The sequence below is a fragment of the Azospirillum brasilense genome (assembly GCF_005222205.1).
Lineage (GTDB): Bacteria > Pseudomonadota > Alphaproteobacteria > Azospirillales > Azospirillaceae > Azospirillum > Azospirillum brasilense_G.
On sequence record NZ_CP032349.1, the window covers coordinates 271,017 to 283,549 of the forward strand.

General features: G+C 64.2%; 10 protein-coding genes and 3 pseudogenes. 8 read left to right on the forward strand and 5 right to left on the reverse strand.

Features of this window, described 5'->3' with window-relative positions; genetic code table 11:
• The first annotated feature begins 301 nt into the window (after nt 1–301).
• Nucleotides 302–1,501 (forward strand): annotated as a pseudogene (locus tag D3869_RS30480) (IS256 family transposase).
• A gap of 71 nt (nt 1,502–1,572) precedes the next feature.
• On the opposite strand, the pseudogene D3869_RS34280 reads toward D3869_RS30480, so the two are convergent.
• A pseudogene (locus D3869_RS34280) lies at nt 1,573–1,712 on the reverse strand (recombinase family protein); the annotation flags it as partial.
• A gap of 199 nt (nt 1,713–1,911) precedes the next feature.
• Here D3869_RS34280 and D3869_RS30490 point away from each other — a divergent pair.
• Complete coding sequence (locus D3869_RS30490; RefSeq protein WP_137141134.1) at nt 1,912–2,988, forward strand: IS5 family transposase; 1,077 nt, start codon at nt 1,912–1,914, stop codon at nt 2,986–2,988.
• Nucleotides 2,989–3,164: 176 nt separating this feature from the next.
• Here D3869_RS30490 and D3869_RS30495 read toward each other — a convergent pair whose 3' ends face one another.
• Nucleotides 3,165–3,701, reverse strand: coding sequence for a DUF4269 domain-containing protein (locus D3869_RS30495; RefSeq protein WP_349017917.1), 537 nt, complete (start codon nt 3,699–3,701; stop codon nt 3,165–3,167).
• A gap of 243 nt (nt 3,702–3,944) precedes the next feature.
• On the opposite strand from D3869_RS30495, the gene D3869_RS33365 reads away from it, so the two are divergent.
• The gene (locus D3869_RS33365; protein WP_175426685.1) at nt 3,945–4,118 is read left to right on the forward strand and encodes a hypothetical protein; all 174 of its coding nucleotides are present in this window, start codon (nt 3,945–3,947) and stop codon (nt 4,116–4,118) included.
• A gap of 210 nt (nt 4,119–4,328) precedes the next feature.
• Here the strand turns inward: D3869_RS33365 and vapC are convergent, their stop codons facing one another.
• Entirely contained in the window at nt 4,329–4,709 is a 381-nt protein-coding gene (gene vapC, locus D3869_RS30500) for a type II toxin-antitoxin system VapC family toxin (RefSeq protein WP_137143368.1), read from the reverse strand.
• A gap of 48 nt (nt 4,710–4,757) precedes the next feature.
• Nucleotides 4,758–5,321 carry a type II toxin-antitoxin system VapB family antitoxin gene (locus tag D3869_RS34285; RefSeq protein ID WP_349017918.1) on the reverse strand — a complete coding sequence of 188 codons (564 nt, stop codon included), beginning with the start codon at nt 5,319–5,321 and terminating at the stop codon, nt 4,758–4,760.
• Here D3869_RS34285 and D3869_RS34820 point away from each other — a divergent pair.
• Nucleotides 5,247–5,429, forward strand: a pseudogene (locus D3869_RS34820) (NnrS family protein); the annotation flags it as partial. The gene D3869_RS34285 and the pseudogene D3869_RS34820 sit on opposite strands and share 75 nt — an antisense overlap.
• Nucleotides 5,430–6,714: 1,285 nt before the next feature.
• On the forward strand, nt 6,715–7,833 hold the full coding sequence (locus D3869_RS30515; protein ID WP_175426686.1) for a replication initiator protein A: 1,119 nt from the start codon (nt 6,715–6,717) through the stop codon (nt 7,831–7,833).
• 243 nt (nt 7,834–8,076) lie between these two features.
• Here the strand turns inward: D3869_RS30515 and D3869_RS30520 are convergent, their stop codons facing one another.
• Entirely contained in the window at nt 8,077–8,436 is a 360-nt protein-coding gene (locus D3869_RS30520; protein ID WP_137143370.1) for a hypothetical protein, read from the reverse strand.
• A 118-nt stretch (nt 8,437–8,554) separates the two neighbouring features.
• Here D3869_RS30520 and D3869_RS30525 point away from each other — a divergent pair, with 118 nt between their 5' ends.
• From D3869_RS30525 to D3869_RS30535, 3 genes are all read left to right on the forward strand, one after another.
• Nucleotides 8,555–8,887 (forward strand): hypothetical protein, encoded by a 333-nt coding sequence (locus tag D3869_RS30525; protein WP_137143371.1) that lies wholly within the window; start codon nt 8,555–8,557, stop codon nt 8,885–8,887.
• A 1,633-nt stretch (nt 8,888–10,520) separates the two neighbouring features.
• The gene (locus tag D3869_RS30530) at nt 10,521–11,552 is read left to right on the forward strand and encodes an AAA family ATPase (protein WP_247896111.1); all 1,032 of its coding nucleotides are present in this window, start codon (nt 10,521–10,523) and stop codon (nt 11,550–11,552) included.
• Entirely contained in the window at nt 11,539–12,495 is a 957-nt protein-coding gene (locus D3869_RS30535) for a ParB/RepB/Spo0J family partition protein (protein ID WP_137143373.1), read from the forward strand. The genes D3869_RS30530 and D3869_RS30535 overlap by 14 nt, the downstream gene beginning before the upstream one ends.
• Nucleotides 12,496–12,533: the final 38 nt, after the last annotated feature.

Genomic DNA, 12,533 nt, shown 5'->3' on the forward strand with positions numbered 1-12,533 from the left:
GAATCTAGCGCGGTGGATTCCGCCTTCTCCGGTGCCCAAGACCCGCCAGCCGAGAGCATGGCTCGGCACCTTTGGGGCCTTAGCTCAGTTGGGAGAGCGCCCGCTTTGCAAGCAGGAGGTCGTCGGTTCGATCCCGACAGGTCACGTCCCTGAACGTGGTGTAGGAGCTGTGGGGAACCGGCCGGCCGAAGCGCCCCCCAGAGCTGGCGTAGGCGGGCCGGTTTTCCACAGCGGGGCGGTCATCGTGGGTCTTCGGTAGAGTCTGGTCACCACACCTCAACCCACACGAAGGGTGACCACGATGACCGACGCGATGATGGCGCTTCGCGCGATGCTTGAGAAGGGCACGGATGCCGATCTGCTGCGCGAGATGATCGGCTTTGCCGCCGAGCGCCTGATGGAACTGGAGGTCCAGGGACTGACCGGCGCCGGCCACGGCGAACGCTCGGCCGAGCGGCTGGTCCAGCGCAACGGCTACCGGGATCGCGACTGGGAGACCCGCGCCGGCACCGTCAAGCTGCGCATCCCCAAGCTGCGCAAGGGCTCTTACTTTCCCAACTTTCTGGAGCCGCGCCGGATGGCCGAGAAGGCGCTTACCGCGGTGATCCAGGAAGCCTACATCCAGGGCATCTCGACGCGCTCCGTAGATGATCTGGTCCAAGCCATGGGGATGTCGGGCATCTCCAAAAGCCAGGTCAGCCGGCTGTGCGCCGACATCGACGAGCGGGTGAAGACCTTTCTGGGCCGTCCCATCGAGGGCGACTGGCCCTACCTGTGGCTCGACGCCACCTACGTGAAGGTCCGCCAGAACGGGCGCATCGTCTCGGTCGCCGTCACCATCGCAGTGGCCGTGAACACCGATGGCCGGCGTGAGGTGCTGGGCATGGACATCGGTCCGTCGGAGGCCGAGACCTTCTGGATCGAGTTCCTGCGCAAGCTGAAGCGCCGGGGGCTGAACGGTGTCAAGCTGGTCATCTCCGACGCCCATGGCGGCATCAAGGCCGCCGTCACCCGGGTCTTCCAAGCGACGTGGCAACGCTGCCGCGTGCATTTTTCCAGGACCGCTCTCGCCCACGCCGGCAAGAGCGGCCGGCGCGTCGTCGCCGCCTTCATCGCCACCGCCTTCGCCCAGGATGATGCAGCCTCCGCCCGCGCGCAATGGCGGCAAGTGGCCGATCAGGTCCGGGGCAAGCTGCCGAAACTGGCGGCGTTGATGGACGAGGCGGAAGAAGACGTCCTGGCCTACATAACCTTTCCCTAGGAACATCGGGCCAAGATCCACTCGACCAACCCGATCGAGCGCCTCAACGGCGAGATCAAGCGGCGCACCGAGGTCGTCGGCATATTCCCGAACGAGGAGGCGATCACACGCCTCATCGGTGCGATCCTCTTGGAACAGAACGACGAATGGGCCGTCCAGCGCGCGCGCTACATGACGCTGGAAACCATCGCTCCGCTCGGCGATGATCCCCTCGTCAGCCTGCCTGCCGTGGCCGCCTGACCCAGCCGGCCAGACACGCCGGAGACCAAATGAGCGTCCCAGCTCCTACACCACGCTCAGGGACACGATCCCGCCAGCCCAGGTCGATCAGCCTTGGCTCCGGATGCTGATCCGGGAAGACCCGCTCGCAGTCCGCCTTGGCCAAGGTGTCGAATTGCAGGGCCGGATCCTGGTCAGCGGTCGAGACTCTGGCATAGCCGATGTTCGCCACCGCCCGCTCCGTTTGTCCGGAAACCCGTCCGCCAACCGATGTGAGCGGCCCCGCTGTCTCGCTGACACTGTTGCAGCATGGCACCAAGCCGGCCCGTTCAGGTGAGTCCCGGTCCTAACAGGGTGCGGAAAAAGGGCTGTGCACGGGCGGTTGGTCGTGATTCTTTTCGGTTGAGAAGAACGCGACCGACGAGGGGACGATGCGGGGTTCGGACGAACGCAGCGAGGGTCTGTTCAGCTACGTGAGCTGCGAGGCGCGGGTTCCAGCCAACCACCCGCTGCGAGCGATCCGGGCCATCGTGGACGAGGCGCTGGAGGTGATGTCGCCGGCGTTCGAGGGGCTGTACTCCAAGATCGGGCGCCCCTCGATCCCGCCGGAGAAGCTGCTGCGGGCGCTGCTGCTCCAGGCCTTCTACTCGGTGCGCTCGGAACGCCAGTTGATGGAGCAGCTCGATTACAACCTGCTGTTCCGCTGGTTCGTCGGCCTGTCCATGGACGCCCCGGTGTGGGACGTCACCGTGTTCACCAAGAACCGCGAGCGTCTTCTGGCCGGCGATGTGGCGGCCAAGTTCCTGGCGACCGTGCTGGGTCAGCCGAAGGTCAAGGCGCTGCTGTCGGACGAGCATTTCTCGGTGGACGGCACGCTGATCGAAGCCTGGGCGTCGGTGAAGAGCTTCCGGCCCAAAGACGGCAGCGGCGAGCCGCCGGGGCCGGGGCGCAACGGCGAGCGCGACTTCCATGGCGAGAAGCGGTCCAACGAGACGCATGCCTCGACCAGCGATCCCGAGGCGCGGCTCTACCGCAAGGGCAACGGCCAGCCGGCGAAGCTGGCCTTCATGGGCCACGCGCTGATGGAGAACCGCCACGCCCTGGTGGTGGACGTGCGGCTCACCGCGGCCAGCGGCCTGGCCGAACGTGCGGCGGCGGTGGCCATGATCGAGGCCATCCCCGGCCGCCACCGCATCACGGTCGGCGCTGACAAGGCCTACGACACCAAGGATTTCGTGGCGGACATGCGCGACTTGGGCGTGGCTCCGCATGTTGCCCGAAATACCAGCAACCGCCGCTCGGCGATCGACGGCCGGACCACCCGCCATCCCGGCTACGCCGTCAGCCTGCGGGTCCGCAAGCGGATCGAAGAGGTCTTTGGCTGGATCAAGGGAGCCGGCTTGCGCAAGACGCGCCATTGCGGAGCAGCCCGTGTCGGTTGGATGTTCACCCTAACCGCCACCGCTTACAACCTGATCCGCCTGCCCAAGCTGCTGGCTGCGGCATAATCACGCCCGCAATCCGCCTGAACGGCGGTTCTGGGAGCCTCGGAGCGAGGAAAAACGCTCCGTCCCGACCAAATCGCCCGCTGAAACCCGCATTCTCAGCCTCAGCGGAGGAAAAAGGCCGGAATATGTTCGTTTTTCCGCACCCTGCTAAACGTGTGTGACGCAGGCGCGGGCCGTCACGCCCTTCCACCCGGCGCTCCGTACCCGGCACGAGCCAGCTGCTCCCGAAGCTGCTCTTCCGTCTCGTGGGCTAAGTCCAGCAGGAGGCGATAGGGATCACCTTTGAGGCCCAAAGCGGCGGCGAAGGCTGGCTCCGTTTTCAGCCCCGCCCACCGGTGCGCCATCACGCGTGTCCGGAACCCGGCGCCTCCCAGCCGCAGCAGCCGCTGTTCGACGATGAAATGCCGCCAGCCAGCCTGTTCGGCCACCGGCCTTGACGATGCGAACAGCTCGAACGTCCAGCCTTCCGCGTCGAAGGTGGCGATTACCGCCCGCTCGCCGCCGATCCACTGCCGAATGGAAAAGGCCGGCGCATCCCCGTACGCCGTCCAGACGGCCGCCGTGAAGGCCAGTGGGTCCGGCGCGTGGCACAGCACGTCGATGTCGCTCGCCGGAAGCGCCAAGCCTAAGGGCGGCGTTCCGGCCAGATGAGGATCGAACGCCGCCAGGATCGTCATGATTCCGGTGCGGCGCACCGCGTCGACGTGATTCAAGCGAGCCGGCATGAGCCGCGGCTGCAATCGGAGCAAGGCGCCATTCTAGTCCTTCCATCACTTCGATCGCCCGATCCGCGTACCCCGGAGCGGGCTGGTTCAGGACAGGGTCGCGCGATGATCGGCGTCGGGTCAAGCCAGGGAAGCCGCAACTATTGTGTCCGGTATTGACAATGCCGCTGCAGCTAAAAGGAGCCTGACCGCGGCACTCACCGGATGCGTACCAACGGCAGTCGGCTCACGATGCTGGTCGCGCTTCCGGTGGAGGTGACAAATGCGATCTACAAGGGCGCGCTCACCCGCGTTGGCTTCACCTTCCCGTTCCAGTACGCTGGCTTCCTGTTCAGCGAGTTTCAATCCAAGATGCGGTCGGAAGCCCTCGCCCTGACGCTCAAGAACTGCATCCGCCGATGGTAACGTGAATCGACGTGTTGCGGAGAGGGGAGAAGGGCAAAATTTGGCCGCAGCCCCACGGCTGATTGGGCGACGCGGACGGAGTTGGGGCGTCCGAGGTGGTTCCGTTGCAAAGTTTGACGGCAGGCGCGGAGTGCCGCGGCGGCATCGCTTGGCACTGAGCCGGACGTCGATCACCCGCCCGCGTGCGTCGACGGCGCGGTAAAGGGACATCTACCGGCCCCCCGCCCCTGCACACAGGTGTTGCGCTGAGGTGCAGAATGGCGTGCAAAGCCTTCTCGCGCCTCGACTTTGCCGACCCGCCGCTGCCGAAGAAATCTCCGGCTGAAGCACGCGCAGACCAAGATGCTGGCGCATCGGCTCGAAATCCTCGTCGTTGTGCAGCAGCACGTGTCCGCCTTCCATACAGAAGGTTCCGATCACCATGTCGATGGTCTTCCGGACCGTGATGCCTTTCGCACGCAGAGCGCGGTGGTTGGCGGCGACCTTGGGCGCGGCGGTCGGCGACAGCATCGCCTGCACCGCGTGCGTCCGCAGGGCCTGCTCGACGCGTCTCGCTACCGCTTCGTCACGCACACCTTGCGGAACCTCCACCAGATCGCTGTCCCAATCGACGGTGCCATAGAACGCCAGCGTGCGTTCCTACTGCTTCAGGCGGATCAGGCAGCGAAGCGCCTTCTCGACAACGGCCTTCTTCGTGCTCAGTCCGGTTGTCTCCATCGCTTTGGCGATCAGGCACCGATCCGCAGAGGCGGCCCGCCCGACCGGGCTCAGGGTGCCGCTGGCCAGCCCCTTCTGCACGGTGGCGACAAGGGCATGCCGATACGCAGGGCTGCCGCTGCGCGGTGCGTGGCCGAGCACGCGGGTCAGCGTGTCGCGCTTCCAAACCCGGACGGCGCCGTGGTGCTTGTTGAGGTACGCGGCCAGACCCTCGACACCGCCGCACGCGGCGAGGATGTCCTGAAAGCGGCGGGCGAAGGCGGCCTTGTCCAGCGTCGCGATCTCGTCCGGCGCGATCGCCAGCGTCACGGCCACCGGCGCCGTGCCGGATTCCGGCGATGCCGCCGGGCCGGTCACGAGAGTAGGAACCGGCGGCGGTTCGGGCTCCTGGCGCTGGCCGGGGCGAGCCTGATGGCTGGCGCCGGACTGCTGCTGGTCGGAGCCTCCCGGCTGGGTGCGCCGTTCGCCGAAACACCGGCGCTGCATCTGGCGCTGATGGGTGGACTGGGCCTCGGCGTGCTGGCGGTCTTCGCCATCCCCGTGCTGTTCCACACCGGCCGGACCTTTCCCCTTCCGGCGGCGGCGCGGCTGGCCCTTCCACTGCTGGTCGGGGCCGTGGCCCTGCGGGTTCTGCCGGAGCTGGGTGCCCTGCCCGCCCCACGCGCTGGCGGCGCCGCTCTGGGCGGCGGCCTTCCTGCTCTGGCTCAAAGTCTATTGGCCGTTCCTGTCGACGCTGCGCGTGGAAGAGGCCGCAGTGTCGGGATCGGGCATCGATCCGAACATCCGGCTCGTTGGCGATGGATCCGAAGTGACCTGAGACCGGACAGTTCCTTCAGGAATGGGTCGAGTCCATCACCGGAGCCACCGAAAGCCGGCCCGCTCCCGTTGCGGATGTTCACCCTTGCGGTCGGGGGTGAAGCGGTACGGCACCGACGGCAAATCCTGTCCGACGTGCGGGAGTTCATCATACAGGCGCCGATACCGTCGCTGCCCATCGAGCGCACCGGACCGCAACCATCCCGGCTCTTTTCACAAGCTCCCCGGCATGTTAGCGCGACAGTGACGAGGTTCCGCACACCACCCAACGAGGCTTCGCACACCGGCAGAAGGGTTTCGCACACCGTCAACGAGGTACCACACACCGCCAAGGAGAATCCGCGCTTTCCAGGATCGAGGTTTCACCCACCGTCATGCCAGTGGAAAGGTTTCACACACCGCGATTCAAGGTTTGGCACACCACGAATCGCGGGCACACCCACCGGAACTCGTGGCATCACACACCGTTAGACGAGGAACCACACACCGAAAACGCCGTAAAACTTTGATAAAACTCCTGAATTCGGTTCCGTAACTCTATAACCTGCTAACTTTGAAAACCATATAATAGATTCAATATGTCGGGGCGCTCCCAAACGCTCACGCCAAAGGAATGGGCAGTCTCACGACGGTGCCCACAGACACGCGCTGAACCGGCAGAGTCACAAGCCTATGCTCACCGATCTGGTGCCCAAAATGGAAAGGCATAGCTTATGCTGACATGAATTCCGGTGTGCAAAACCTCGTCGCCAGCCGACGACCTAGGATTCCCAACGGGTTTTGGTGTGTGGAACCTCGACAACGCCATATGTTGCCAGCCCCGAGGGGATGTTGGTGTGCAGAACCTCGTCGCCTCACCCCGGTTGGACGATCTTCCCACGTCTGCGCCGATTCGACCTCCCCAATCACCGCCAAAATAGCCGATTCGAGAGTATGTTCGAGGTTTCACCCACCTAACCTCAAGGTTTCACACACCTGTCGTCGAGGTTCCACACACCAAAATCTCCTCCGCTGGACGACGCTGTCCACATCCCTCAGAATGCGCGGACAGGAGGGACCGTGTATGGCTCGGGCAGCAGAATCGAAGACGATGGTTGTGGCCGGAGCAAAGCCCCGGTCAAAATCTCAAATGGCTGCCATTCCTGGGCCGGACCCGGCGGAGCGACCGAAAAGGCGCAGTGCGGCAAAGCCTCCGACCTTGGAGAATCTCGGACAACTGGACCTGTTCGAGGAAGCCGTCACCAAGCTTGGAGAACGTCCGGACTCGCCGCTGATCGGCAGCGTAAAGAACGCTCGGACGATGATGGTCTGGAGCTTCTTCTCGCTCGGCCGCGAACGCGTGACCGAGCTTCCAGTCTACAACGACGGCAAAGTCTGGATCGAAGTGACGGGCACCAAGCACGGCGTGCCGACGATGCTCGACAAGGAAGTGCTCATCTACATCGTCAGCCTCATCCAGGATAAGATGAACCGGGGAGAGGTGACCTCCCGCGTGGTGACCTTCCGAGCCAACGACTTCTTCATGCGCACCGGCCGCAAACCCGCGGGCACCGCCTATGATTGGCTTGAAGAAGCGCTGATCCGTCTCAAGGGCACCCTGATCCGCACGAACATCCAAAGCGGCGACGGCGTAAGCGGCACCGACGAAGGCTTCTCTTGGATCGACCGCTACCGATTCCGTTACACCAAGAGCGACACCGGGGAAAAAGTCGGCGACACCGTCGTCGTCATGCTGTCGGACTGGGTCTATGGCTTGGTGACCGGTGGCAATGTGCTGACGTACAACCCGAGCTACTTCGACCTGAAGCCGTTGGAACGGCGGCTGTACGAGGTTGCCCGTGCGCATTGTGGAAGCCAAAGCGGCTTCCGCATGAACATCGAGAAGTTGCGCCTCCGCGCCGGGTCGGACGCTCCGCTCAAGGAGTTCAAACGGATGCTGACCAACATGGTCACAAGCCGCAAGTTTGCCTTGATCGACTATGGCTTCATCATCCGCGACCCGCGCCAAGCCCGGCAACGCCTGGGTGAGGACACCGTCAAACGCCGGACCCCCCTCAAGGCGTACGAAGTCTTCTTTTATCCGAGAGACGGCGTCATGGCCGCCATGACGCAGGACGTCAACGATGGTGCGCCGCTGATCGAGGACGGCGATGCCTTTCTCACCATGAGCGACGAGCTTTGAGCGCGGTCCGCGAAGCCTTGTCTCAGGCCCGCGTACGTGAAATCGACCACCCACAACGCATTCGGACGCGGCGCCTGGAACGGCCGTAAGACGCGGCAATCACGGTGAGAGCGGGCATCAATCCGGGGTATTTTTTCCCACACTTCCCGCGCAAGACATCCGCCCGTAGACTTGATATTTGGACAATGCCCCCGTGGAACGGACAAATTCACGCACTGTCCCGCGGATGAAGAAGCCGTATCTTCACAGTATGCTCATGTAGATGGACGTCGCATCTTTCCAGCTTCTGGGTAGCCGTTGCTTTTCGATCCTGAAACCGTTCTTCTGAACGGTCTCTTCATTGTTCCATTTTTCCCAATTATTGATCACATAGTTCTCGTCGCCAAGTCGACAGCAAGGGAACCCACCAGCCTGTTGTGCGGCCATGCGTCCGCCGGCGTTCACGGCACCTGCAAGCGCCGGCCCATCGATCCGCCTTGGCAGGGCATCCGCGCAAAATTTCAGGTCATCGCACGTCGCTTCTGCTGCTCGGTCATCACGTGCCGGCGCCGGATCGTCACCGAGCGCCTGCCGGATGTTGCCCTGCCCCAGGGCCCGACGCACGCCCCGTCTGGCCCAGGCGCAACGGGACATCGACCTGACTGTGTGGGGTGAGCCCAAATCGTGCTTCGCGCGCCACGATCGGCCCGATGCCTTCGCCAGCGGCATTCGGGCGGAGGCCTTGGCCAAGCCCTTCACGGGCCTGTTCCAGGAGCGCCGCGCTGATCGGCTCAACGCCTGGATCCGGGCCCCGCGCAGCTTTGCGGACAACTTGATGCGGAACGAGGCGGCGGTGCGCGCCGATGCCACTGAACCATGCAGCACCAGAGCGGTTGGAGAACAGATCAACGGGCTGAAAGGGCTGAAGCGGCGAATGCACGGCCAGGCAAAGCACGACCTGCTGCGCGGCCGGGTTCTGACCACTTCGGGAAGGTTGCTTCCAGCAAAAACCGATCAACTGACGATTCCTTTCATCAGAAGTGCGGAAGAACCCCTGAGTGTCGCGCCATGCTGATCGGAACGTTTGCGTGGCCGCAGTGGGCAACCTGAGGGCGTTGGAGATAATCAGCCTCACGCCCGCCGGTCGGCAACGCTTGAGCGTGTGCAGCAACTCGACCCCAAGGTTTCAGCCTGTGAGGCGCCGACGCCCGTGCCCAGCACTTAGCATCGGCCATAAGCTTTCACCGCCACGGCGATGGCGATAGCCACCGAGACGATGGGCCTGTTCTGGCGGACCTTCATGCGGGTGTCGTCGATTTACACAGTGGGCCAATCGCCTTCGACGGGACGCTCCAGGCAGCTTTCCGCCTTCCTCGCCGGTGCCCCCTTGCACACCCCCGCACGGATTCCGTTCCTGCGGTGCTGGCCTGCCCTTCTGCATTGGTGTTGAGCTTCCTTGTTACCCTGCCCCTGCCCCTGCCCCTGCCCCTGCCGCCCTGCCCTTCCCGCTCCCGTTCGCGCGTCTGCTGGATCATTGCTCGACCGGCGAGCCCGACGCCATCACACCGACGACGGTCCGGCGTCGGCAGACAATGGTCTCCCCTCCCCTTTGCCGGTCAGGGGTCTGCCCTGCCCGCTCCGCCGCCGGTCCAGGCTGACCAGAGCGCGGACAAGGCGATGCCGCCCGTATCCACAGATGAGCAACAGCCGCCCAATCTGGACGCTCCCTTGTTGGTGGCCGTGTGAGCGACGATCCTCGAGTTGGTCCCGAACGAACGGCGGCGTGACGGGGTATCAGCCGCACCAGCGCGTCGTCGGGGAGATCTTGAAGGCGATCGGCCAAGCCACCGGAGAATGGCGTTGGCGAGGCGTCGTGCAGCCTCCAGCGGATCGCTAGGCTATCTGCGGCACGGATACGCTTCCATGCGTCCATGCTAAAGGGATTTGCGACGAACGCCAGGCAGGCGAGGCCGCTGCAGGCCTCGCGGCGTCCCCAGAAGCCGACATCCCCGCGTTGGGAAGGTTCGGCATCAATCAGGGCCTCCTCGACGATCCGCTTCAGGCAGCTTACCCGGAGCAAATCCAGCGTTCCAGGCTCAACGTCACGCTCGGTCCGTCTCAAGGGGATGCCGGCGGCAAGCCAATCAGTGGCGTCCTTGAGGAACTCACGGGCAACCACATGGACCGGGGGGGGCGCCGTGACGACGGGTGACGTCCGGTTACCAGCTCTTGGCGAAGCGGCGCTTGTTGTCGACGAGTCCGGCGGTGGTGCGGGTGAGGATGACCGGTGTCGAGCGGTGATCGGTCTCCAACCGCACCATGCCGGCCATGCTGTCTTTCTTCCGCCACCGCCGTGTCTTTCACGGCGGAGGTTTCGCGTGGTCAGTGGGATTTCAGCATGGAGTTTCGAACGCTTTCGAGCCCCCACGCGTCCTGGCTCTGGTTGCGACATCGCAACTGTGTTCGGGTGCGTCGCATCGGCGCCATACATCGAGTGCTTTCAAGAACATGCCCGGTTGCGACATCGCAACTGTGTCGGACTGCGCCGTATCCGCGATCGGCGCCGACGGACTCAGGTTCCGTTGCACCATAAGGATGTTGACGATAATGTAGACATTTTTTCCGGATTTCACCCTTTTTGTTGACAGTGTTCCGTCTCCCTGCCACGTTGAAGCTCAGCAGCAACCGTGGGGCAGGGGAGCGCCGTCATGACGACCGCCGGAGAATCCCTCAAACATCATCGCGAGTCTCGAGGCCTTACACAGGCACAATTCGCGGAGCATCTCAATAGCGCGCTTCACCGCAGCTATGACCGGCAACGGATCAGCCGGTGGGAGGGAGGGCGAGAGCCGGTGCCGAAGATCGTCTCCACGTTCCTGTCCAGCGGCGCGACGGAACTGGCGACGAGCGGGCAGGGGGCAACCATCATCGCCGTCGCGAACCAGAAAGGCGGGGTTGGCAAGACGACGACCGCCGTCAACGTGTCGTGGCTTTTGGCAAATGAGGGATACCGCGTCCTGCTCATCGACGCCGATCCCCAGGGCAATGCAACGGTCCATCTCGGCATCGACGGCATGAAGCAGGAGAAGGCGGGCACCACGCTTTACCAGGTGCTGCGCCTTGAAAAGAACGTCGAGGACGTCGCGCAGGCCGTCGGCGAGATGCCTCTGCATGTGGTGCCGGCAACGATCACGCTCGGCGAGGCGGAGATCGAGCTGCTGACCGTGCCCTACGGCACGATGCGCCTGAAGGCATCGCTCAACAAGGAGCATCCCGACGTCAACATCAGTGCGCGCTACGATTTCATCGTCATCGACTGCCCCCCAAATCGGGGCCCGTTGACGATCGCGGCCCTTACGGCCGCCCAATATGTCATCATCCCCTGCCAGACCGAGATGCTGGCGCTGGTGGGCGTGCCGCAGCTGCTCACCACCATCACCCAAGTGCGTCGCAGCGTGAACCCGCATCTGACCGTTTTCGGTGTCTTGCCCACCATGCATTCACAAACACTGCAGGATTCAGAGAGCCTGCGCCTGCTGCGCGAGCAGTTCGGCGAGCACACCCGGATCTTCTCGCCGATTTCGCGCTCCACGGTCTTCGCCCGAGCGGTGTTCGAAGGCAGGTCGGCCTTCGAGCATGAGCCCAAGATGGTCGGCGGCGACGGATACCGTGAGATCGCCGCCAGCCTGATGGACCTTCGTCAACCGCCGGCCGCCGGAGGTGCCCATGCCGCCGCGTAAGAAGTTCGGCGCGCCGAACGCCGCGCTTTTCCGGAGCGCTGCCGGAGCGGTCCCAAACGTCGCGGCCCTGTTCGGCCAACCGTCGGAATTTCCCGAGGTTCGGGAACTGCCTCTGGAGCAGGTGCATCCGAACCCTGACCAGCCGCGCAAGCAGTTCGACGAAGAAGGTCTTCGGCTGCTTGCGGACAGCATCGGCGCCAAGGGTCAGCTGCAGCCCATACTGGTCCGGGAAGGAGAGGGGGCGGAACAATACATCATCGTGGCGGGTGAGCGCCGTTGGCGGGCCTGCCTGCTCGCCGGACGGGCGTCGGTCTATGCGGTGATCACGAAGGGCGATCCGGATGAGATCGCGCTGATCGAGAACACCCAACGTCAGGATCTCAATCCCTTCGAACTGGCGGACGGAATAGCGAAACTGCTGGACAAGGATGGCGCCACGCAAACCGATGTCGCAAGGCTGATCGGCCGCTCGAAGGCCGAGATCAGCCGTCTGATGGCGGTGCACGCCTTGCCGACGGAGGTCCGCAGCGGCTTCATGCAAGGCGGTCGTGCCGTGTCGCGGTCGGTCCTGTTTGAAATCGCGGACGCTCCGACGGAGCAGCAGATGGCGTTGTGGCAGCTTGCCCAGGAGGGAGCCACTGTACGCGAACTGCGGGCAGCCAAGCTGGAACTCGAGGTTGCCACGACGCCTCATCACAAACAAGGCGGCGCGGGGAAACCCCCCGCTGATGCACAGGCCGGTGGAAACGACCGATCGAAGCCCGCTTCACCGGCCGTCACGCGCGACGCCGATGCCGGGGGATCATCCGTACGGCGCTTCTCGCAGATGGTCGGCCGGTTCGAGCAGCAGGTCGAGCGTTTCCGAGAGGTGCCCTTGGAAAAGGAGCAGATGGAACGCCTGCGGCGCCTTCACCGCCTGATTGGCGAGGTTTTGGAACGCTGACCGGAAAGGCTGAGTTGCGACGTCGCAACGTGCCACGC